This window comes from Bacillus sp. LBG-1-113 (assembly GCF_020708615.1).
In the GTDB taxonomy this organism is placed as follows: domain Bacteria; phylum Bacillota; class Bacilli; order Bacillales; family Bacillaceae; genus Bacillus; species Bacillus mojavensis.
Map to the genome: position 1 here is coordinate 19,433 of NZ_JAJFDG010000009.1, position 22,914 is coordinate 42,346.

Annotated in this window: 23 protein-coding genes; 15 read left to right on the forward strand and 8 right to left on the reverse strand. The window is 44.0% G+C overall.

All coding sequences use genetic code 11. From position 1 onward, the window contains the following. Position 1: 1 nt before the first annotated feature. From bsdD to LJF29_RS17475, 3 genes are all read left to right on the forward strand, one after another. Positions 2-229: a phenolic acid decarboxylase subunit BsdD gene (gene bsdD, locus LJF29_RS17465; protein ID WP_010333008.1), complete on the forward strand. Its 228-nt coding sequence runs from the start codon at positions 2-4 to the stop codon at positions 227-229. Further along, the gene (locus tag LJF29_RS17470) at positions 226-690 is read left to right on the forward strand and encodes a pyridoxamine 5'-phosphate oxidase family protein (protein ID WP_229150010.1); all 465 of its coding nucleotides are present in this window, start codon (positions 226-228) and stop codon (positions 688-690) included. The genes bsdD and LJF29_RS17470 overlap by 4 nt, the downstream gene beginning before the upstream one ends. 73 nt (positions 691-763) lie before the next feature. Beyond that, a complete protein-coding gene (locus LJF29_RS17475) occupies positions 764-1,609 on the forward strand; it encodes an alpha/beta fold hydrolase (RefSeq protein ID WP_229149884.1) in 846 nt (281 codons plus the stop codon). Between the two features lie 35 nt (positions 1,610-1,644). On the opposite strand, the gene LJF29_RS17480 is transcribed toward LJF29_RS17475, so the two are convergent. Then, positions 1,645-3,123 carry a peptide MFS transporter gene (locus LJF29_RS17480; protein WP_229149885.1) on the reverse strand — a complete coding sequence of 493 codons (1,479 nt, stop codon included), beginning with the start codon at positions 3,121-3,123 and terminating at the stop codon, positions 1,645-1,647. Positions 3,124-3,403: 280 nt separating this feature from the next. Here LJF29_RS17480 and LJF29_RS17485 point away from each other — a divergent pair, with 280 nt between their 5' ends. Continuing rightward, the gene (locus LJF29_RS17485; RefSeq protein ID WP_229149887.1) at positions 3,404-5,158 is read left to right on the forward strand and encodes a right-handed parallel beta-helix repeat-containing protein; all 1,755 of its coding nucleotides are present in this window, start codon (positions 3,404-3,406) and stop codon (positions 5,156-5,158) included. A 16-nt stretch (positions 5,159-5,174) separates the two neighbouring features. Here the strand turns inward: LJF29_RS17485 and LJF29_RS17490 are convergent, their stop codons facing one another. Further along, entirely contained in the window at positions 5,175-5,396 is a 222-nt protein-coding gene (locus LJF29_RS17490; RefSeq protein ID WP_229149888.1) for a hypothetical protein, read from the reverse strand. A gap of 127 nt (positions 5,397-5,523) precedes the next feature. Here LJF29_RS17490 and gerKA point away from each other — a divergent pair, with 127 nt between their 5' ends. Genes gerKA through LJF29_RS17505 form a run of 3 tightly spaced genes read left to right on the forward strand, consistent with a single transcriptional unit; the run spans position 5,524 to position 9,513 of the window. Beyond that, positions 5,524-7,152 carry a spore germination protein GerKA gene (gene gerKA, locus LJF29_RS17495; RefSeq protein WP_010333014.1) on the forward strand — a complete coding sequence of 543 codons (1,629 nt, stop codon included), beginning with the start codon at positions 5,524-5,526 and terminating at the stop codon, positions 7,150-7,152. Then, positions 7,142-8,362, forward strand: coding sequence for a Ger(x)C family spore germination protein (locus tag LJF29_RS17500; protein ID WP_229149890.1), 1,221 nt, complete (start codon positions 7,142-7,144; stop codon positions 8,360-8,362). The genes gerKA and LJF29_RS17500 overlap by 11 nt, the downstream gene beginning before the upstream one ends. Before the next feature lie 26 nt (positions 8,363-8,388). Further along, positions 8,389-9,513 (forward strand): spore germination protein, encoded by a 1,125-nt coding sequence (locus tag LJF29_RS17505; protein ID WP_229149892.1) that lies wholly within the window; start codon positions 8,389-8,391, stop codon positions 9,511-9,513. A 101-nt stretch (positions 9,514-9,614) separates the two neighbouring features. On the opposite strand, the gene LJF29_RS17510 is transcribed toward LJF29_RS17505, so the two are convergent. Both LJF29_RS17510 and LJF29_RS17515 read right to left on the reverse strand, forming a co-directional pair. Then, positions 9,615-10,295 carry an ABC transporter ATP-binding protein gene (locus tag LJF29_RS17510; protein WP_229149894.1) on the reverse strand — a complete coding sequence of 227 codons (681 nt, stop codon included), beginning with the start codon at positions 10,293-10,295 and terminating at the stop codon, positions 9,615-9,617. 15 nt (positions 10,296-10,310) lie between these two features. Further along, a complete protein-coding gene (locus LJF29_RS17515) occupies positions 10,311-11,765 on the reverse strand; it encodes an ABC transporter permease (protein ID WP_229149896.1) in 1,455 nt (484 codons plus the stop codon). A 210-nt stretch (positions 11,766-11,975) separates the two neighbouring features. On the opposite strand from LJF29_RS17515, the gene yclJ reads away from it, so the two are divergent. The 4 genes from yclJ (at position 11,976) to LJF29_RS17535 (ending at position 15,493) form a co-directional block, all read left to right on the forward strand. Continuing rightward, positions 11,976-12,659 (forward strand): two-component system response regulator YclJ, encoded by a 684-nt coding sequence (gene yclJ, locus LJF29_RS17520; protein ID WP_010333020.1) that lies wholly within the window; start codon positions 11,976-11,978, stop codon positions 12,657-12,659. Then, positions 12,646-14,061, forward strand: a complete 1,416-nt coding sequence (locus tag LJF29_RS17525; RefSeq protein WP_229149897.1) for a sensor histidine kinase — start codon at positions 12,646-12,648, stop codon at positions 14,059-14,061. Before yclJ ends, LJF29_RS17525 begins: the two co-directional genes overlap by 14 nt. Positions 14,062-14,238: 177 nt before the next feature. After that, positions 14,239-15,387, forward strand: coding sequence for a response regulator aspartate phosphatase RapC (gene rapC, locus LJF29_RS17530; RefSeq protein WP_168746930.1), 1,149 nt, complete (start codon positions 14,239-14,241; stop codon positions 15,385-15,387). Next, positions 15,371-15,493, forward strand: coding sequence for a PhrC/PhrF family phosphatase-inhibitory pheromone (locus LJF29_RS17535; protein ID WP_010333023.1), 123 nt, complete (start codon positions 15,371-15,373; stop codon positions 15,491-15,493). The genes rapC and LJF29_RS17535 overlap by 17 nt, the downstream gene beginning before the upstream one ends. Before the next feature lie 104 nt (positions 15,494-15,597). Here LJF29_RS17535 and LJF29_RS17540 read toward each other — a convergent pair whose 3' ends face one another. The 3 genes from LJF29_RS17540 to LJF29_RS17550 form a co-directional block, all read right to left on the reverse strand. Beyond that, positions 15,598-15,690, reverse strand: coding sequence for a YjcZ family sporulation protein (locus LJF29_RS17540; protein ID WP_026014660.1), 93 nt, complete (start codon positions 15,688-15,690; stop codon positions 15,598-15,600). A 94-nt stretch (positions 15,691-15,784) separates the two neighbouring features. Further along, positions 15,785-15,943 (reverse strand): YjcZ family sporulation protein, encoded by a 159-nt coding sequence (locus LJF29_RS17545; protein ID WP_229150011.1) that lies wholly within the window; start codon positions 15,941-15,943, stop codon positions 15,785-15,787. A gap of 119 nt (positions 15,944-16,062) precedes the next feature. Then, positions 16,063-17,427, reverse strand: coding sequence for an aspartate kinase (locus LJF29_RS17550; protein ID WP_010333024.1), 1,365 nt, complete (start codon positions 17,425-17,427; stop codon positions 16,063-16,065). A gap of 385 nt (positions 17,428-17,812) precedes the next feature. On the opposite strand from LJF29_RS17550, the gene yclN reads away from it, so the two are divergent. Genes yclN through LJF29_RS17570 form a run of 4 tightly spaced genes read left to right on the forward strand, consistent with a single transcriptional unit; the run spans position 17,813 to position 21,429 of the window. Further along, the gene (yclN, locus tag LJF29_RS17555; protein ID WP_010333025.1) at positions 17,813-18,763 is read left to right on the forward strand and encodes a petrobactin ABC transporter permease YclN; all 951 of its coding nucleotides are present in this window, start codon (positions 17,813-17,815) and stop codon (positions 18,761-18,763) included. Then, complete coding sequence (gene yclO, locus LJF29_RS17560) at positions 18,756-19,703, forward strand: petrobactin ABC transporter permease YclO (protein ID WP_010333026.1); 948 nt, start codon at positions 18,756-18,758, stop codon at positions 19,701-19,703. The genes yclN and yclO overlap by 8 nt, the downstream gene beginning before the upstream one ends. Beyond that, positions 19,697-20,455, forward strand: a complete 759-nt coding sequence (gene yclP / locus LJF29_RS17565; protein WP_229149899.1) for a petrobactin ABC transporter ATP-binding protein YclP — start codon at positions 19,697-19,699, stop codon at positions 20,453-20,455. Before yclO ends, yclP begins: the two co-directional genes overlap by 7 nt. A gap of 20 nt (positions 20,456-20,475) precedes the next feature. Further along, positions 20,476-21,429 (forward strand): siderophore ABC transporter substrate-binding protein, encoded by a 954-nt coding sequence (locus LJF29_RS17570; protein ID WP_229149900.1) that lies wholly within the window; start codon positions 20,476-20,478, stop codon positions 21,427-21,429. Between the two features lie 49 nt (positions 21,430-21,478). On the opposite strand, the gene LJF29_RS17575 is transcribed toward LJF29_RS17570, so the two are convergent. Then, the gene (locus tag LJF29_RS17575) at positions 21,479-22,897 is read right to left on the reverse strand and encodes an MDR family MFS transporter (protein WP_010333029.1); all 1,419 of its coding nucleotides are present in this window, start codon (positions 22,895-22,897) and stop codon (positions 21,479-21,481) included. Between the last annotated feature and the right edge of the window lie 17 nt (positions 22,898-22,914).

Here is a 22,914-nt window from a genome sequence, read left to right on the forward strand (position 1 = left end):
TATGCATACATGTCCTCGATGCGATTCAAAAAAAGGAGAAGTCATGAGCAAATCGCCTGTAAAAGGCGCATGGGAAGTCTATCAATGCCAAACATGTTTTTTTACATGGAGATCCTGTGAACCAGAAAGCATTACAAATCCAGAAAAATATAATCCAGCCTTTAAAATCGATCCAAAAGAAACAGAAACAGCGGTTGAAGTCCCCGCTGTTCCGGAACGAAAGGCCTGATCGGCGTGAATCAACTATCAGACCGTCTCTTTGAGCTGCTTGACGGTGAACGCCTGAAAGAGAAGCAGCATGAAGCCTTCGTTCTGCAGACGGTATCAGAGGACGGCTGGCCGCATGCCGCCATGATCAGCGCCGGGGAAATCATCGCCCTGAATCGGACGGATATCCGGATCGCCCTGTGGAAAAACACAGAGACCGCGGGAAATATCCTTCGTACGGGACAAGCTCAGCTCACAGCATGGTGGAAGGGAGCTGCTCATTACGTGAAACTGCAATGTGAGCCGCTCCCGCCGCTGAACGATGCGGTCTATGACAGGGAACGCTTTGCCTGCCGTATCGCTTCAGCTAAGGAGGATGTTGCAAAGTACGCTGATGTAACTTCCGGCGTCAGGATACAGCTTCACCATGCTGACGAAGTGCTGAACAGATGGAAAGTGACGCTGGAGGAATTAAAACGATAAATGAAAAAGCCTGACGCCATGCGTCAGGCTTTTATTTTATAATGAAACATATAAAAACAAAGGGGCGTGAGGAATGGGCACAAAGGGGATCTGTCATTCAGACGGTTTTGATTTATCTTATTGTCTTGTAGGAGAGGGCGCGCCGATTCTCGTGATTGGCAGTGCGGTTTACTACCCGCGTCTATTTCATGAGGATATCAAACAGAAATATCAATGGGTCTTTGCCGATCACAGAGGTTTTGCCAAGCCGGCGCGGGCGTTGCGGCCGGAAGATCAAAGCCTGGATGCGGTGTTGGACGATATTGAAGCGGTAAGACGCCATCTTCAGCTTAAGGATTTTATCATCATGGGGCATTCGGGGCACGCGTTTATGGCATTAGAATACGCTAGAAAATATCCTGAGCATGTGCACAAGGCCGTCCTTCTCAATTCAGCGCCTGATAACAGTCAAAAGAGACAGCAGGACAGTGAAGCATTTTTTAGGGAAACAGCAAGTCCTGAGAGAAAGAAACGTTTCGAAAAAGATATTGCTAGTTTAACAGGTGACATAGAAAAAGATCCGGAAAGACGTTTCGTGCACATGTGCATTCGCGCTGAAGCGAAAAGCTTTTATAAAGAGAGACCGGATGCGGCAGCTTTATGGGAAGGTGTTTCCACCAATATGCCAATCATAGATGAATTATGGGGACATACCTTCGCGCAGATGAACCTCATACAGCGGTTAGCAGACGTTCGTGTTCCTGTCTATATCGGTTTAGGAAGGTATGACTATTTGGTTGCTCCTGTATCGTTGTGGGATGCCGTTGACGGTTTATATCCACATGTGAAAAAGGTCATCTTTGAAAAGAGCGGGCACCAGCCGATGCTAGAGGAACCGCAAACCTTCGAGCAAAGCTTAATAAAATGGATAGACAAATAAAAATCCCGCAGGGCTGATCTGCGGGATTTTCTTTATTATAGGATACCTTTCATCGCACGTTTGATGATCGGTGAAATCAGCAGCAGAATGCCGCCGAGTATGATAGAAATCAAGCCGATGGTACCGAAGTAAGTTGTTTCAGGTATTTTATCAAACAACCCGGCTACTTGGGCATTGATTGCTTGGGCTGCTGCGTTCGTCAGAAACCACATACTCATTGTCTGTGCAGAAAATGCAGCTGGCGCCAGTTTTGTTGTAACGGATAAACCGACTGGAGACAGGCACAGCTCTCCCAGTACGACAAGCAGGAAGCTGAGAACGAGCCAAAGCGGGCTTACAAGTGCTTCTTTTCCTTGCATTGCAGGGAATACCATGATGATAAATGACAAGCCGGCTAAAATAATTCCAATCGCAAATTTAACGGGTGTGGAAGGCTGGCGTTTGCCAAGTTTCATCCAAAGCCATGCGAAAATTGGTGCGAAAATGACGATAAACAAGGGGTTTAATGATTGGAACCAAGATGACTGAAGTTCTATTCCGCCCAATGAAAGCCTTGTGCGTTCGTCAGCGTAAAGTGCAAGAATGGTTGCTCCCTGTTCCTGAATGGCCCAGAACATGACAGCAGCGATAAACAAAGGTACGTAAGCGGCAAGACGAGATTTTTCTGTTTTATCCGCCTTTTTGCTTGTAAACATGATAATGAAATAAACTATAGGAATCAAAATGCCGAGAATACTTACAAGGTCGATGAACCGATTGATCGTCAGCAGGCCTGTTTGTGAAGCAATAATCGCTGCGATCGCCACAATGATAGCCCCGATGGCAGTGCCAATCGCTGATTTTTTAGACAGCGGGTTCGGCACATTTGAACCTGCAAACCCGAGGTTTTTCTTTCTTGTCAGAGCAAATACGATAAGTCCGAGTAGCATTCCGACTGCGGCAACTCCGAAGCCAAGATGATAGTTGTACTTCTGTCCGAGTGTTCCGACAATTAACGGCGCAAGTAAACCGCCGAGGTTAATCCCCATGTAGAAGATGCTAAAACCTGAGTCGCGGCGCGCGTCTTCTTTTGTATAAAGATCTCCAACCACGCTTGAAACGTTTGGTTTTAATAAACCTGTCCCGATTATGATAAGCGCCATACTGATATAGAATGCTGTCGTGCTGCCTGGAAAGGCGAGTGCAATATGGCCGAACATAATGAATATCCCGCCGTAAAACACAGTGTTTGCAGTACCGAATAACCGGTCAGCGAGCCATCCGCCAATAATAGTGGACATGTATACGAGAGATCCGTAAATTGACATAATAGCAACCGCAGTGCCTTTGTCAAAGCCGAGCCCTCCGTTTACTGTCTCTGTATACAAATAGTAAAGAAGAAGTGCTCTCATGCCATAGTAGGAGAAACGCTCCCAAAATTCAGTAAAAAACAGAGTAAATAGTCCTCGCGGGTGACCAAAGAACCCTTTTTGCGGGACGCTTTTGATGATAGTTTCGTTATCAATCGAAGCCATGTCAGCCAAACCCTTTCTTAAAAAAGTGTATTATAAAAATCATATTCTTATATAATACTTGTGTCAATATAAATTATACTTATTTCAAGAAGTTCCAGAATGGAAAAACTATAAGGGTATAAAAATAGTGAGTTTTTCCTGTTCCTTATGGCTCATTTTGTTACATTTTCTAACGATAGTATTTCTTTATACTTTTTTAATAAAATTATAGAGAAATGTACAAGCGGATCGGGCTGCCGCGAATATCATAGTAACAATCATGCAGGAGGAGGCTGGATCATTGGCTGAATTCATCTTGAATGCAGCAGATTTCGGTATTTTAGGGGACGGAAAAACGGATTCGACAGAACTGATTAATCAATGCCTCAAGGCGGCTGTTTCAAAGGGGTACCATACAGTCTGGTTCCCGAAAGGAACATATTTAATTGACGGGACGCTTGGAGGGGATAAGAATCAGGTGTTTCGCAATGCTGGGATTATTGTTCCCGGCAATCTTCATATTGTCATGGACTCTGAGTGTATTATCAAAGTCATTCCTAACAGCTCATGGGGGTATTCTGCATTTTATGTAGGCAAGCAAGAGAATATAACCATTTCTGGTGGGCAAATTATCGGCGAGCGCGATGAGCATACGTATGCGTCAGCGGGAGTAAGGTCAACACATGAATGGGGCTTCGGCATTTGTATCGAAGGGTGTTCGAATGTTGTCGTTGATGATGTCAACATTTCTGATTTTACCGGAGATGGGATCATTGTCAGTCCGCGGGGCTTAAAGACAAATGACGATTATCGAACATCAAAGCACATTACCATCCGCCGCTGTAAGGTTCGGCGATCAAGAAGAAATAACATTTCGATTACCGGATGTGACACAGTCACGGTGGAGGGCTGCGTAATTGAAGATGCCGGAACGGGAAATGGAACAGCGCCGAAATTCGGAATTGACATTGAAGGATATGGTGAAGGAAATATTGATTATGAGGAACCGATCAATGTTTCGATTCGCAATAACTATTTTAATGGAAACGTTTCAAGTTCTGTGACCAATTTTAACGGGTACGGCATTTCAATAGAAGGAAACCACTCAGACAATACGATCAGCTATGGGTACGGCACTCAAACGGTTATTAAGGGGAATATTCTCAGAAGGGCGGGAGATGGGGCTTCGGCGCCTAGAGTCGGGATTACCGGACTGGGTGTTTCACAAGGAAAAGAAAGCAGTGATGCAGTGATCGCTGGCAATCTTATTACCGGATTTTCAACCGGGATTGATGTCAGGGGAAAGAGCGTTCTTGTCACAAACAACAAAATCACCAATTTTGAAAACACTGGGATATTGGTTTATCAGTCTTCCGACGTAAAGGTAGATGGCAACCAGATTCAAAACGGGCTCTCTGGAACAAGGCGCAGTACCGGTCTTCGGGCGGTGCTGTCTGATGATACCGCATTTCTGAATAACTGTCTTATTCAAGTCATCGACGGGGTGAACATTTCAGGAGGCGATATGATTATTAAAGATAATGTACTGAGAAAATTCAGCCGCGGCATTTGGATAACTCAAGGAAACGCGGTGATCGAAGGAAATACACTTAACCCCGATGCGTTTGAAGCGCCCCTTGAGTCGTATGCCGTTTCTGTTACAAACAATGCTGGCGCGATCATTAAAAACAATACATTTAAAAACTTTAAAAATTACCCGATTTACTGTACGACAAGTGCAAAAACCTCTATAATCGGAAACCACTTTGAAAGATCTCCTCTTCTAGTAACCATCTATATCAGCACCGGCGTTCATGATATTTTTGATAACACCATATCAGTCAATAGAACAGCCGGCAAACCAATTGTGATTTATCTCAACGGCTCCTCAGGCTCTATCATTTCAGGAAACACCATCAACAATCTCTCCCCAAGCACGGCGGTGGCTATTCAAACGGACACCTCAACGAATTCCACCATTATCGGAAATCGAATCATCAAAGGAACCATCACCAATAACAGCAGAGATAAGGTAAACGGCAATATTATCGTCTGAACAAAAGCGCCTCGCTCTAGGGGCTCTTTTTGTTCGATTTATAGATCGCGAATATATCTCTCGCCAATATCAAAACAAAAAATAAAAGCATCACCCATTCCGCAACCGATGTCATCTTGAAGCTGGACATATTATTATAAATGGCTTTTCCCAAACTGAATCCTTGAAGCATGTCCATAGAAACTGAAATCACTAACAAACAAATTAATAAAACAGCCGTCACGCCTAATATTTTCATCCTTCATCACCCTCCGCTTTTAGTGTCTATCTTTATGAGAGAGTTATACCCGGTCGCCCAGTCACATGCATAATCCTGAGGCTAACAGGAAGAATATGAGAAAACGATTAGGAAAGGTATTTTGTGTATGCCGTCATTTTTTAAGCAAAAGAAAAATACCGAAACGAAAGACAGCCAGAAACAAGAAGATAGAAATCAGCAGAAAAAAGAACAAGGGCCTGTTCTGGCTTCCTCAAGTTTGGCGAAAAATGTGGCGGACGTGAAGAAGAAAGTCGGAAGCAGCTCTGATGTCATCATTCGGGAAGTGAAAGCAGGGGAACAGGATAATGTTCACCTGGCCATTATTTATGTCGCAGGTTTGGTTGATAATAATACGATTCATGAATCGTTAATCGAGCCTTTGATTCAGGATCAAGCCATCCAAAACGCCCATGCAATGAAGCAGATCCTTGAAAAAACGCTTCCGCTGGGCGGCGTAAAAGCTGAAAAGAGCTGGGACAAGCTGTTCACTGAATTGATGCTTGGAAATGCGCTGGTTTTTGCGGACGGTTCTGATGAGGCGCTTATTTGCAGCACCCAGGGGGGAGAGCACCGCTCCATTCAAGAGCCGAGCACCCAGGTGTCATTCCGGGGTCCGCGCCAAGGGTTTACAGAGTCTTTGCAAACCAATATTTCCATGATTCGGCGATATATTAAAAATCCCAATGTATGGGTCGAAAAAATGAAAATCGGTTCTGTGACCAATACGGATATCGCGCTTATGTACATTCAAGGCATTTGTGATGAAAAGGTGCTGAAGGAAGTGAAGCAGCGCCTGAAAAAAATAGACATTGACAGTATTTTGGAATCCGGATACATCGAGCAGCTGATTGAAGATGAAACGTTTACGACGTTTCCGACCATGTATCACACGGAACGCCCTGACGTCGTCGCAGGAAATCTGTTAGAAGGAAGATTTGCGATCGTTGTGGACGGAACACCGTTTGTTCTGATTGCCCCAGCCCTATTTATTCAATTTTTTCAGTCTGTTGAAGATTATTATTCACGCTTTGACATTGCGACAAGTATACGGATTTTGCGGATATTTATCTTTTTTATTTCACTTGTCGCACCGGCTGTTTATGTGGCAGCCACGACGTTTCATCAGGAAATGATTCCGACACAGCTGTTAGTCGTCATTGCTGCCCAGCGGGAAATCGTTCCGTTTCCGGCCGTTGTAGAAGCAATCACAATGGAGGTTGCGTTTGAGATTCTCAGGGAAGCTGGGGTCAGATTGCCGAGGGTTGTGGGATCGGCTGTGTCCATTGTAGGCGCGCTTGTTATCGGCCAAGCTGCTGTTCAGGCTGGTATCGTGTCTCCGGCAATGGTCATCATCGTTGCCATAACGGCCATTGCCAGCTTCGCAACGCCGGCGTTTGCCATGGCGATATCTGCCCGCCTCATTCGGTTTATTTTTATCATTGCTTCTGCCGTAATGGGTTTTTACGGGCTGGTATTAGGAATTATTATGATGTTTGTTCATTTATGCAGCCTGCGTTCCTTTGGTGTTCCTTATATGTCGCCGCTTGCGCCCTTTTCTTCACAAGGCGTGAAAGACACGCTGTTCCGTGTTCCTTGGTGGGCCGATCAAAAAAGGCCCGAATCCATCAGCAAGAAAGATAAGGTCCGCCAGGGGAAAGACCAGCGTCCTCAGCCGGATGGTTCACGCGGAATGGTGAACAAAGAGTTGAGAGAAGGAGATCATGATGATACGTAAACGTGTATTAGCTGTTATCATGCTTTTGAGCATCATTGTGCTGCCCGGCTGCTGGGATAAGCGCGAGCTGACAGATCTTGCGATTATTTCGGCAATCGGTATTGATCGGACAAATGAAGGGAACTACGTCCTGCACTTTCAGATCATTAATCCCGGAAACGTTGCCGGAGGGCTTCAGGGCGGGGGTGCGGGGGACAGACCGCCTATATCCGTCTATTCCATAGTAGGCGACAACATGACGGAAGCGCTGAGGAAAGCCTCTATGAAAGTATCCAGGCGGCTTTACTTTGCGCATACCAACCTGGTCGTGGTCAGTGAAAAGCTGGCGAGAGAGGAAGGTTTGAATTTTGTGTTAGACAACCTTGACCGTGATACGGAATTCAGGACAACGGCAACGATTGTCATCGCCCATAAAACGAAAGCCGAAAACATCGTCAAAACGCTTACGCCGATTGATAAAATTCCGTCCAATAAAGTCAACAAAACACTCGACTTCACGCAAGCGCAATATGGGCGGGTGATTAAAACCAGTATCCAAGATGTCTTGAAAACACTTGCCATCACCACAGAAGCGCCGGTGATCCCCGGATACAGGATGATCGGGGACGATAAAAAAGGAGTCAGCCTGGAAAACACACAGGCGACTGACCCGCAAGCCATTCTTCAGGCGAACGGTCTGGCGGTGTTTGATAAAACAGGCCATTTAAAATATTGGATAGAGGATAAGGAAAGCGTTGGGATCGTCTGGCTTAAGAATCAAATCCAGCACACCTTTATTAATGCTGATTGGGGCAAGACAAAAGATGCGGTAAGCTTACAGGTCACGCATCAGGCAACAAAGCTTACGCCGGAGATACGAAACGGCCGTCCCCGTATTCATGTTCACGTGACGGTTGAAGGCATAATAGACGCAGTAAAATATCCATTTCATTTGTCTGATCCAAAGGTGTTAGCCGATATCGAAAAAGCACTCAACAAACAGCTGGAAAAGGAAATTAGCCATGCGGTTGAAAACATAAAGGAACATAAAATTGACTTCATCGGATTCGGAGACACGATATACAGAAAGTATCCGAAGCAGTGGGAAAAAATGAGGGATACATGGGACAAAGAATATTTGCCTGATCTGCCTGTCGATGTAAAGGCGGAGACCTATATCAGAAGGACAGGGCTGCGAAATAATCCGCTCAGAAACCAGCTTAATCGATAAATAGGTCGAGAAAGGAGAAGTGACAGATGGAAAAAGCCAAAATCAGCATTAGGCAGCTGTTTGTCATGATGATCATATTTGAGCTGGGCAGCTCCTTATTGATTACCCCGGGAACAATGGCGGGCCGGGATGCCTGGATCGCTGTGCTATTAGGCTGTGCAGTTGGTTTATTTCTTTTTTACTTGTATCAGGGGATCTATCAATGCTATCCGGATTTCTCCCCAAAAGAATACATGGATGATATGCTCGGAAAAAAACTGAGCTGGACCTTTTCGTTTCTATATATCTTATATTTTGCATATATTGCCGCCCGGGTGCTGCGTGATTTCGGAGAAATGCTGCTGACATTTGCTTACCATGATACTCCGATTATCATCGTAAATGCTTTATTAATGTTGGTCAGCATATATGCCGTCAGAAAAGGAATTGAAGTGCTGGCGAGGGCGGGTGAGCTTCTCTTCGGGGCCATGTATCTATTGGGTGCGCTCGGTCTCGTGCTGATCATTGTATCGGGTTCTATCGATCTGAAAAATTTAAAACCGGTTTTAGCAGACGGAATTTTCCCTGTTATTCATTCTGTTTTTACACAAACCATGTACGTTCCGTTTGGTGAAATTGTTTTATTTGTCATGATTTTCCCCAATCTCAATGATCGCAAGAATGTCAAAAAGACGGGGATGCTTGCTATGGTCATCAGCGGATTGGTTGTGGCGCTTACCGTAGCAATTAATATCAGTGTGCTTGATGTTGATCTGACATTGCGATCGCAGTTTCCGCTTTTAAGTACGATTCAGACAATCAAAGTGGAAGAATTTCTGGATCGGCTTGATATCTTTTTTATGCTGGCACTGATTATCGGCGGCTTCTTTAAAGTCAGCCTCTATCTATATGCGGTGGTGGTGGGTACGTCCACTCTCTTTAAGGAAAAAAAACCTTCACAGCTGGCATATCCAATGGGACTGGGCATACTCATCCTCTCTATCACAATTGCCGCCAACTTTTCAGAGCATTTACATGAAGGGCTGAAGGTAGTGCCGCTGTACATTCATTTGCCCTTTCAATTGCTGTTTCCATTATTTCTGTTTATCCTCGCTGTTTGGAAAAAGAAAAGAAGAGAGAAATCAAAGCAGGCTGATAAACAGAAACAATAAAAAGAGCGGGGGGATGCAGCCGCCGCTCTTTTACCGTTCACTTCTATATAAAAGGGGGATATAGGTTGCGCCCCTGTCTGCACTGGCAGAGGCGCGTTTTTTTATACGACTGCGGCGTTTTCCGTCACAGTAAAGCTTCCTCGTGAAAGTCTGATGTTCATGTCAGATACCCTTGCAATTTGTTCATCATGCGTCACCATGATAATGCATTTATTTTCTTTGTGCGCCAAATCCTGAAAGAGCCGCACAATTTCTTTTGACGTATCCTCATCAAGGTTTCCGGTCGGTTCATCAGCTGCGATTAAATCGGTGTCACAGCAAAATGCTCTTGTAATGGAAACACGCTGCTGCTGTCCGCCGCTTAATGTCAGCACCTTTTGCCGGGCTTGTTTTTCGTTGATGCCGACCTTCTCCAGCATCTCCAACGCATATGCTTCTTTGTTCTTTTCCTTTGAACCTGTGATTTCCATGGCGGTTGTCACATTTTGCAGAGCTGTCATATATGGAAGCAGGTTGTACGCCTGAAAGACAATTGATACGTATTTATTTCTGAAATTCGCCAGTCCGATTTTGGAAACAGCTTTTCCGCCAAAAAGAATTTGTCCTTCTCTAGGTGCGTCAAGTCCGCCTGCCAGAGAAAGGAAGGTCGTCTTTCCTGTCCCTGAAGTGCCGACGATTGTATAAAATTTACCTTTTTCAAAGCTGATATTTATATCTTGAAACAAGGGCTGGCTTTTGTCTTTATACCAATAGCCGACTTGTTGAAATTCTAATAAGCTCATTCGATTCGCCTCTTTCTATTCCTGTTTAGTCAATATTGTTTTCGGGTGGAGCCGCAGTACTGAAATAGACGGCAGCAGCGTTGCAATCACAGCGATTACCATTCCGATTCCGCCGAGAACAAGCATATCGTTCATAGAAACGGCCACATTCAGTGAATCAATGACGTCCGCGTTTGAAGAGCTTTGGCCGAACATTCCGCGGCCCATGCCGCCCCCGCCGCCGGGCATTTGGCCGCTTGCGGTTTGTGTTGAATCAGTTGATGAACTGATCTGCTGGGATAAAAGCTGATTTCCGAGCTGGTTCGCAACTAGATTTCCCGTCAATGATGCAATGCCAATCGCGATAACAGCCACGATCAGAACCTCAGCTAAGAACTGTCCAATCAGCTTCCACCGTTTTTCACCGATCGCCATTAACACACCCATCTCATATTTGCGCTCTCTGATTGACATCATGACAATGAGGCCTAGAATGACAGCGCCTGCCGCTGATACAAGGTACACAACGTTTTTAGAGAAAGAAGCTACATTTTCGATCGGGCCGACCATTTGCTGGTAAAGCTGATCGTTTGTATTTAATGTAAACGTATCAAAGTCAATTGACGTTTTCTTCGCTGCTTTAACGAATGCATCAATATGTTCAGCATCGTCCATATCATAAACAGCTGAATCAATCGTATTTTTATAATCGTCACCTTTCAGAGCTGCTGTTGCTGTGTAAGGTGTGTAAAGCTTATTGTAAGGATTTAAGAATGAGAAATTCTGGGCTTGGTCATCGCCTGAAGACGTTGTTTTATAAATACCGACAACCTTCAGTTTGACTGTTGTGTCTTCGTCTGTTGCTGATTCAATTGTGATGGAATCCCCAACGCTTAGATCATTTTCTTCTGCTAATGTTTCATTGATCACTGTGACTTTTTTGCCGACATCAGATTTTGTAATCGCGCGCCCATCTGTGATTTTTGCATCTCCGTCAGAGAATTCCTCTAACAGCGACGTGCTGATGACACCTTCAATCGAAAGATCGGCTTGAACCAATTGTTTTCCGCCTTGCATTGGAGCGCCTTTTGTATCGCTTGAGCTTGAGTCTGTGCTCGAATCACTAGAGCTTGAGCTTTCAATCGCATCGAAATTTCCGGCGTTGGCTGAGGCTGACGTAATGAAGTTGTAGCTCTTCACATGATCAAGCGCTGTCAGCTTATTGGCATCAGACACTTTTATCGGTGTAGATTCGAAGCTGCGTTTTTCACCGCTGTCCTGCTGCTTCTCCATTTGTTTTTGGCGGTCAACTTGAAGCGTAACGGTTCCGCCCAGCTCCTGTCTGGCAAGGTCGCTGGATTTTTGAGCTGCTGACTGGATCGTGAGGCCAGACAGAACAAATATACAAATGACTGCAAACACAAATAACTGCAAAAACGTTTTTCCTTTTTTGGCCCTCATGTTCCAAAAAGCCCGTTTGATAAAATTCATTATGTTCCTCCGTATAGGTATTTTTATGGATAAGACCGCCTGTGAGGCAGGCCCGCTTGTTGATAAATTTATAGTAGTCCAAAGGTATGAAAAAAATATGAACAATCTATTTCTAGTTGATGAAATAAAAACTAACAATTGTGAAACCCAAAATCTTCTGTATAAAATGGTGCTATTATAAAAAAAGCATCTAAACAATCGGAGGAACCAATGAAAATTTTAATGATAGAAGATAACGTTAGTGTTTGTACGATGACAGAAATGTTCTTTTTTAAGGAAGGCTTTGAAGCTGAATTTGTTCATGACGGTTTAGAGGGGTATCAGCGTTTTGCGGAAGGAAATTGGGATTTGGTGATTCTGGATATTATGCTCCCGTCTATGGACGGCGTAACCATCTGCAGAAAAATAAGGGAGACAAGCACGGTTCCGATTATCATGCTGACTGCCAAAGACACCGAATCAGATCAGGTGATCGGCTTTGAGATGGGTGCGGACGATTATGTGACGAAGCCATTCAGCCCGCTGACATTGGTTGCCCGCATCAAAGCCGTGATCAGAAGATATCAGGCGACGGGCAAGGCGGCAGTGGAAGAAGATACGATTGAATCGGAATGCTTTAAAATTAATAAAAAGACAAGAGAAGTATTTTTAAACGGAAAGCCTGTTGAAAATCTTACTCCTAAGGAATTTGACCTGCTTTATTACCTTGTGCAGAACCCGCGGCAGGTGTTTTCCAGAGAGCAGCTGCTAGAGCAGGTATGGGGCTATCAGTTCTACGGAGACGAACGGACTGTCGATGTCCATATTAAACGGCTGCGGAAAAAGCTTGCAAGTGAGGACAGGCCTTTCCTATATACTGTATGGGGAGTAGGGTATAAATTTGATGAGGATTAAATATTTATATCAGCTGCTGCTGAGCCATGTCAGCATATTAATTTTAGCATTTGTTATTATTATTTCTCTTTTTTCTCACTTCGTGAAAGAGTTTGCCTACCAAAATAAAGTAGAGGAACTGACCTCATATGCGGTGCAGATTGCAAGCGAATTTCAAACCGGCCAGGTTGATATACGCCGGCTGTACCCTTATCAGGATATTTTAAGGACAAGAAAAACACAGTTTATCATCTTTAATGAAGCACAGGTGCCTTATTTTCACCCTGAAGACTTTCACCCAAGGGAAAAGCTGAAGAAAGCGGAGTGGGAGAAGCTGAAAAAAGGGCAGACGGTCATGAACAGAGCGGATGGCCGTTTTAACGATGAGGTTTCCCTTGTTGCACAGCCGATTTTTGTTAACAATGAATTTAAAGGTGCGGTACTGCTGATTTCTCCGATCAGCGGCGTTGAGCAAATGATTAATCAGGTCAATCTCTATATGTTTTACGCGATGATCAGCACGCTTGTCATTACCATTCTCGTCAGTTGGCTGCTCTCCAAATTCCATGTGAAACGAATTCAAAAGCTGAGAGAAGCAACGGATAAAGTAGCTTCCGGCGACTATGACATTCACTTGGAAAACAGCTATCGGGATGAAATCGGGGTGCTGGCGTCTGACTTTAATATCATGGCAAAGAAATTAAAGCAGTCAAGGGATGAAATCGACCGGCTTGAGAAGCGGAGAAGGCAGTTTATTGCCGATGTATCCCATGAATTAAGAACGCCGCTGACAACTATTAACGGTTTGGTTGAAGGGCTGAACAGCAATACGATTCCAGAGGAAAATAAAGAAAAATGCTTCTCGCTCATCAGTGAGGAAACGAAGCGAATGCTGCGGCTCGTTAAAGAAAATCTCGATTACGAAAAGATCAGATCACAGCAAATCACTTTGAACAAGCTTGACGTTCCGCTGATAGAGGTATTCGAAATCATTAAAGAGCACCTTGAACAGCAGGCGGAAGAAAAGCAAAATCAGCTGGTGATTCAGGTGGAGGACAGCGTGATCGTTCATGCCGACTATGACCGGTTAATTCAAATCCTCATGAACATTACGAAAAACAGCATCCAGTTTACGCAACACGGGCAAATTTGGCTGCGGGGAACAGAAGGATATAAAGAGACCATTATTGAAATTGAAGATACCGGAATCGGCATCTCAAAAGAGGATATCGAGCATATTTGGGAGCGGTTCTATAAAGCTGATATTTCAAGAACGAACACGGCGTACGGAGAATACGGCCTCGGCCTTTCCATCGTCAAGCAGCTTGTTGAAATGCATCAAGGTACAATAGACATTAAGAGTGAACAAGGGGAAGGCACAACATTCATTATCCGCTTTCCTTTACCTGCAAAACAGCAATAAATCATGTAAGGCGGCGGCATATCATCAGATGCTGCCGCCTTCTTTCTCACCTCGCTTCGGTATTCCTTTTTTTATTGCGTGCTCCCGAAATAAAGTTTGCGTGTTTTTCGGGTTAGGACAGTCTGTAAACATGATAAAATATGACATAAACAGTTTTTGATGGGAGAGGGTGAAGGAATGAAGAGCGGGGTAATTCCTTCTTCAGCGGTCGGTCAAAAAATTAACGAGTGGTACAAATATATCCGGACCTTCAGTGTACCGGATGCCGAGGTGCTAAAAGCTGAAATCCAGCAGGAACTGAAACACATGCAGCATGACTCCAACTTGCTTTTATATTACTCACTAATGGAATTTCGCCACCAGCTTATGCTTGATTATCTCGAGCCGCTGGAGAAATTAAATATCGAAGACCAGCCAAGCCTGTCTGAATTATCACGAAATATAGACAGCAACCAAGCTGACCTAAAAGGGCTTCTTGATTACTATGTGAATTTTTTCCGCGGAATGTATGAGTTTGATAAGCGGGAATTTATTTCTGCCATTACATATTACAAACAGGCGGAGAAAAAACTTTCTTTTGTTTCCGATCATATTGAACGGGCTGAATTTTATTTTAAAATCGCGGAAGCTTATTATTATATGAAGCAAACGTACTTTTCATTGATTCATATCAAGAATGCATACGAAATTTATGTAGAGCAGGAAACCTATAATGTTCGGATTATCCAATGCCATTTCGTGTTCGGGGTTAACCTCATGGATGAGAGAAATTTCGAACAAGCCGCACGGCATTTTAAATTGGCGCTGGAGATGGCGGAAGCGGAACAAAGAGCCCAATTGGTTGGAAGAGCATTTTATAATTTGGGGCTGTGTTATTACAATCAAGACCTTCTCGACCCTGCCATTGACCATTTTGAGAAAGCGGTTTCTACTTTTGAAAACAGCAGAATCACCAATTCTCTGCCTCAGGCATATTTTTTAATAACACTTATTTATTATAAACGCGGAAAACATGAGAAGGCTTCGGAATATCACAAGAGGGGCTATGAATATGCTAAAGAAACAGACGATGCAGATTACGCGGTAAAATTTGAGTTTTTACAATCCCTATATCAGGCACAGCCCAACACAGAAGGAATCGAACGATGTTTTCAATACTTAAAAAATAAAAATATGTATGCTGATATAGAGGATTTAGCCCTAGAAGTAGCAAAATATTACTATGAACAAAAATGGTTTGAACTGTCTGCTTCCTACTTTCTTAGAGTTGAAGAGGCAAGAAAACAAATACAAAGGAGTGAAGGTTTGTATGAAATTGAAATCTAAGTTATTTGTTATTTGTTTGGCTGCAGCAGCTGTTTTTACAGCGGTTGGCGTCTCTGCACATGCTGAAGCATCCGACTTCCATGTCACAGAAAGAGGAATGACGTAAGAACCAGGCCCCTTCTCCATAAGAGAAGGGGTTTTCTTCTAAAGAAACAGCGACGCAGGATATGAATCTTACGGCGCCGCCTGATTCATGGAGATTCCTTTTTCTTAGTAGCCTCCGTTAAAAAATGCAGCTCCCACGATAATCAAGAGGATAAATAACACAACAATCAAAGCAAAAGAGTTTCCGTAACCAGACATCTGATGCCACCTCCCTGTGAGATTACTTTATGATATGCTGCATAAACGCAGCGGACAGGGCTTTCGGATAGGGATTGAAAAATAAAGAAAACAACTAAAAAAACGCCGCAGGACAATGATATTGTCTTACGGCGCTGTACTGCAGACTTAGAAGCCTAGTACCTACGATAATTAATAGAATAAACAATACAACGATTAAAGCGAAAGAACCGAAGCCGTAACCGCCACCGTTAGAGTATCCTGACCTCCCTATGATGGATGCGGAATCGGCCAGATGAATAGGATAATAGTGGACAAGGCAAGAATGAAAAATTCATCGATCGACGCGGGCAATATAAAAGGCGGGCTCTGCCGCCCGCTTTTATGTATAGATTAAGAGACCAGCACTCCCGCGAAAAACTCCCGGTATAATGCTTGGACGGCTTTTCTTTCTTCGGCTTCTTTTACGCCGAACATCATGCTCACTTCAGAAGATCCTTGGTTAATCATTTCGATATTCACTTTTGCCTCTGATAAGGCTTTGGCTGCTCTTGCCGTTGTGCCGACATTATGGCGCATTGCTTCTCCTACAACCATAATGAGCGCCAGATTGTGCTCGACAATAACTTCATCGGCATGAAGATCCTCTTTAATCTGCTTCATTACGCTTCGTTCAACCGAAGCATCCATTTGACCCTGTCTTAAGATGATCGTCATGTCATCAATTCCCGATGGAACATGCTCATACGTCAAACCGTGTTCTTCAAGGATTTGCAGGGCTCTGCGGCCAAATCCGATTTCTCTGTTCATCAAATACTTGCTGATATAAATACTGCAAAAGCCGGTATCGCTGGCAATACCGACGACAGGCCCGTTTGTGTTATCGCGTTTGCTGACGACGCGTGTTCCGTTTGCCGACGGGTTGTTCGTATTTTTGATCTGCACGGGAATGCCCGCTCTGAAGGCCGGAATGAGCGCTTCATCGTGAAACACTGAAAAGCCTGCGTACGACAGCTCGCGCATCTCTCTGTATGTCAGCTCGTGGATTTCCTTCGGGTTGTCAACAATGGAAGGATTAACAGAATACACAGCATCTACATCAGTAAAGTTTTCGTACAGATCGGCCTGAAGACCATTGGCTAAAATAGAGCCTGTAATATCAGAACCGCTCCGTGAAAATGTCAACACATCGCCATCCTTGCTGAAACCGAAAAAGCCGGGGAATATGATGAGGCCTTCACGCTCTCTCAGCTGATAGAGATTTTGATACGATTCAGGCAGCACCTGCGCGTTGCCGGGTTCATTTGTTACAAATAGGCCTGCATCCTTCGGGTTTACATATTCCGCTTTCACGCCTTTGTGGCGGAAATAGGCGGCGATCAGCTTAGCGTTGTTATCCTCACCGCTTGCTTTGACAGCGTCCAGATATTGTTCGGGATTGCTTTTATCTCCTTCTAAAAGCGTAAACAAATCATCGCGGATTTTTTCTATAATACACGGCTCAAGCTGAAGCTCATTTGCGATCAGAGCATAGCGTTCAATTACCGCTTCCGCCAGTTCAGGGGAGCTTCCGGATGATAAATACTGTTCAGCACATGTGATTAAGAGATCAGTCACTTTCGTATCCTCGGAATAGCGTTTGCCCGGAGCCGACACCACTACAGCTTTGCGTGCGGGATCTGAGGTTACGATTTGAAACACCTTTTCAAGCTGTGCGCCTGAAGCGAGTGAGCTGCCTCCGAATTTAACGACCTTCATGTTTACATCTCCTAATGTTTAAAATTTTCACACAAATTTAGTATTTATTATCCCTCTTTCAGTTTTGTAAATCAAGGGGAAATTTCTATGTGGAAAGAACATTTGTATTTATAGAGAGGAATTATGTCAGGTTTGATGCCGAAGTTGAAGCATAGTGAAGATAAATATGGTAAACAGACTAACGATTTGTGATGGAAAATGGTTTGAATTATGAGTAAAATTGAATAGATAACGAGGTTAATATTTTTAAAGAATATTGACTAACACTAGAAAAGTGGTAATATGTAAATGATAATGATAATCAATTACTATATGGCCATATTGTTTTGAGTCCTTGCGGAGTAGAAGATACGTTCTTTTTGCTGTAAGGATGTAAGGAGGCAGCATGAAGCTACGTTACTTATTTTTTCTACTTATCATATTAGCAGTCACTTCTGTATTTATCGGCGTAGAAGATCTGTCGCCGCTTGATCTCTTCGATCTAAGCAAAGAAGAGGCATCAACGCTCTTTGCCAGCCGTTTGCCGCGGCTGATCAGCATTTTAATCGCAGGGATGAGCATGAGCATCTGCGGCCTGATTATGCAGCAGATCACCAGAAACAAATTCGTGTCACCGACGACGGCCGGCACGATGGACTGGGCGAGGCTGGGAATCTTAATATCCTTGCTTCTGTTTACATCGGCAAGTCCATTAATGAAAATGCTGATTGCTTTTGTCTTTGCTCTAGTTGGTAATTTTCTGTTTATGAAAATTCTTGAAAGAATTAAGTTTAACGACACCATCTTTATTCCGCTTGTCGGTTTAATGCTCGGGAATATCGTCAGCTCAATCGCGACGTTTATCGCGTATAAATATGACTTGATCCAAAACGTGTCATCATGGCTTCAGGGGGATTTCTCCTTAGTTGTGAAAGGGAGATACGAGCTTCTCTATCTGAGTATTCCGCTTGTCATCATTGCCTATGTTTATGCGGATAAATTTACAGTGGCGGGTATGGGAGAAAGCTTTTCTGTCAACCTCGGCCTCAAGTATAAACGGGTTGTGAACATCGGGCTCATTATCGTATCCCTGATTACGTCACTTGTCATTTTGACTGTCGGTATGCTTCCGTTTCTCGGTTTAATCATCCCGAACATTGTATCGATTTACAGAGGAGACAACCTAAAAAACAGCCTGCCGCACACTGCGCTGCTGGGAGCGGTTTTTGTTCTGTTTTGCGATATATTGGGCAGAGTCATTATCTTCCCTTATGAAATCTCGATTGGTCTGATGGTCGGAATCATCGGCAGCGGCATTTTCCTGTTTATGCTGTTAAGGAGAAAAGCGTATGCGTAACCAGATGAAAATTGCTTTGCTTGTTGGTATAGCTGTTGTATGTATCGGTTTATTTCTGTTTTATGACCTAGGCAATTGGGATTACACTCTGCCGAGAAGAATCAAAAAAGTCGCTGCCATTATGCTGACTGGCGGAGCGATTGCGTTTTCAACAATGATCTTCCAAACGATCTCGAATAACCGCATCCTGACGCCCAGCATTTTAGGCCTTGATTCTCTCTATATGCTGATTCAGACCGTCATCATCTTTTTGTTCGGTTCAATGAATATCGTAATCATGAATAAAAACATCAACTTCATTATCTCTGTGTTGCTGATGGTGCTGTTTTCTTTTGTTCTCTATCAAATCATGTTCAAAGGTGAAGGGAAAAATATCTTCTTCCTTCTGCTCATCGGAATCGTGTTCGGCACGCTGTTCAGCAGCCTGTCTTCCTTTATGCAGATGCTGATTGACCCGAATGAGTTTCAGGTTGTGCAGGACAAAATGTTTGCCAGCTTTAACAACATCAACACGGATCTGTTATGGCTCGCCTTTATCATCTTCCTGCTGACCGGTATCTATGTCTGGCGTTTTACGAGATTTTTTGACGTGCTGTCACTCGGCCGTGAACACGCTGTCAATTTGGGCATTAACTACGACAAAGTTGTTAAACAGATGCTGATCGTGATCGCGATCCTTGTTTCTGTTTCTACAGCGCTTGTCGGCCCGATTATGTTCTTGGGGCTTCTCGTCGTCAACCTGGCGAGAGAATTTCTGAAAACATATAAGCATTCATACTTAATTGCAGGTTCTGTTTTAATCAGCATTATTGCGTTAGTCGGGGGACAATTTGTGGTTGAGAAAGTATTCACCTTCTCAACGACGCTGAGCGTTATTATTAATTTTGCTGGCGGGATTTATTTTATCTACTTGCTGTTAAAGGAGAATAAATCATGGTAGAGGTCAAAAATGTAAGCAAACAATATGGAGGGAAAGTTGTCCTTGAAGAGACGTCAGTCACGATTCAAAAAGGCAAAATCACCTCGTTTATCGGTCCTAACGGCGCCGGCAAAAGTACGCTGCTGTCTATTATGAGCCGCCTGATCAAAAAGGATTCCGGTGAGATTTTCATAGACGGAGAAGAGATCGGAACCTGCGACAGCAAAGAGCTTGCCAAAAAAATGAGTATTTTAAAGCAGGCGAATCAAATTAATATCAGACTAACCATTAAAGACCTTGTCAGTTTCGGCAGATTCCCCTATTCACAGGGACGGCTGACAGAGGAAGACTGGGTTCATATCAACCAGGCGCTCAGTTATATGAAGCTGGAGGAGATTCAGGATAAGTACCTGGATCAGCTGAGCGGCGGACAGTGCCAAAGGGCGTTTATCGCAATGGTCATTGCCCAGGACACGGACTACATATTTCTTGATGAGCCCTTGAACAACCTGGATATGAAACATTCAGTTGAAATTATGAAGCTTCTGAAGAGGCTGGTAGAGGAGCTTGGAAAAACAATCGTGATCGTGATTCACGATATCAACTTTGCTTCCGTCTACTCTGATCATATCGTTGCTTTGAAAAACGGCCGAATCGTAAAAGAGGGGCCGCCGGAGGAGATCATTGAAACCTCTGTGCTCGAAGAAATCTACGATATGACCATCCCGATTCAGACGATAGATAACCAAAGAATAGGTGTTTATTTTTCTTAATATACAGAAGAGGTGAAGACATGAAAAAGTTTGCAATTCTATTCATCGCATTGGTGACAGCTGTTGTCATTTCTGCATGCGGAAACCAAAGCTCAAGCAGCAAAGGATCTGACACGAAAAAAGAACAAATAACGGTGAAACACCAGCTGGACAAAAACGGCACAAAAGTGACAAAGAACCCTAAAAAAGTCGTCGTATTTGATTTAGGCAGCTTAGATACATTAGATAAATTAGGTCTTGATGATAAAGTAGCGGGCCTGCCGAAACAAGCCCTTCCTAACTATCTGTCCAAATTCAAAGATGACAAATATGCTGATGTCGGAAGCTTAAAAGAGCCAGACTTTGAAAAAGTAGCTGACTTGGATCCTGATCTCATTATTATTTCAGGAAGACAATCTGAGTCTTACAAAGAATTCTCTGAAATCGCACCGACGATTTACCTTGGCGTAGATCCAGCAAAATACATGGAAACATTTAAATCAGACGCAGAGACAATCGGTAAAATCTTTGATAAAGAAGATGAAGTAAAGGACGAACTTGCAACCATCGATAACTCCATTTCAGATCTTAAGAAAAAAGCTGAAAAGCTGAACAAAAACGGTCTAGTGCTTCTGGCGAATGACGGCAAAATCAGCGCGTTTGGTTCTAAATCAAGATACGGCCTGATCCATGACGTATTCGGCGTGACACCGGCTGATAAAAATATCAAAGCGTCTACTCACGGACAAAGCGTTTCATATGAGTACATTTCAAAAACAAACCCGGATTACCTGTTTGTTATTGACCGCGGTACAGCAATCGGAGAAACATCATCTACAAAACAAGTCGTTGAAAACGACTATGTGAAAAACGTAAACGCCGTGAAAAATGATCATGTCGTATACCTTGATTCAGCTACTTGGTACTTATCAGGAGGCGGACTTGAGTCAATGACGCAAATGATTAAAGAAGTGAAAGACGGTTTAGAGAAGTAAAACGAAAAAGAGCCTCCGCTCTCAAAGCGGGGCTCTTTTTTTTATAGGATCAGCGTGCCGGCTGCTGTTCGGCGGGGCGCTGAGGTTTCTTTAATGTAAAGGATAGAAGTAAGCCGGCAAGCGCGATACAGGCTGCCACGATAAAAGCGGCGTTCATGCCGTGCAGAGCGGCGTGTTTCACATTTGTGGTTCCTGCATGTGCCGCCTGGTTGCTCATCACGGATACAAGGAGAGCAGTCCCGATGGATCCGCCGACTTGGCGAACCGTATTGTTCATTGCTGTTCCGTGCGGAATCAAGTGGCGCGGCAGCGCATTGATTCCGGCTGTTGTCACAGGCATCATAATCATCGCTGTCCCTAAGAGACGAACGGTATATAAAACGACAATCCATGCCAGTGACGTATGATCAGTCAGCTGCATAAACGGCAGTGACGTCAGGAAGATGATACAGAAACCAGCAATCGCCAAGCCTCTTCCGCCGACACGGTCAAAAATTCTTCCGATAATCGGGGACATGAAGCCCATCACAATGGCTCCCGGCAGAAGCATAAGCCCTGTATCAAAGGCTGTGACGTTTCGGACGTTTTGTGTATACAGCGGCAGAATGGTTTCCGTACCAATTAATAAAGCAAAGACAAGTGTTCCCAGCAGGGTTGTTAAGCTGAAGATACCAAACGTAAATACGCGGAATTCCAGCATCGGTTTTTCAAGCTTCATCTGTCTTGTAATAAATAAGAGCAGCGCAATCACACCTACAAGCAGTGAAACCAGAACCGTTGAGCTGGTCCATCCGTAAGAGCCGACGCTTGAGAAGCCATACAGCAGCCCGCCAAATCCAAGGGTCGACAGGATAACTGATAAAATATCAATCTGTGTTTTTCTTAATGTCGTCACGTTTTTCATAAGAATGATAGCGAGAAGCAAATCGATCACGGCAAACGGAAGAATGATATAAAACAATGATCTCCATGAGAAAGCTTCTACTGCCCATCCTGAAAGAGTCGGCCCGATCGCAGGCGCGAAGGAGATGACCAATCCGACCATACCCATAGCCTGGCCGCGCTTTTCAATCGGAAAGATCGTTAAAAATACTGTCTGCATGAGCGGCATCATAATGCCGGCTCCGGCCGCCTGAATGATACGGGCCGCCAGCAGAACCGGAAAGTTCGGGGCAAACGTGCCAACGATTGTTCCGGCAGTGAAAATACTCATCGCTGTAATGAGAAGCGTACGGCTCGTGAATTTTTCAATTAAAAATGCGGTAATCGGAATTAAGATACCGTTCGTTAACATAAATGAAGTCGTCAGCCATTGGGCTTGGTTTGCATCTATATGAAAATCCCTCATGATATGGGGGAGAGCGGTAATTAACAGTGTCTGGTTCAAAATGGCGACAAACGCCCCGGCTAACAAAATGCCGACAATGACAGAACGGTTAAACGGTTTTTTTTCAATACTTGTGTCCAATAAGATCCCTTCTTTTC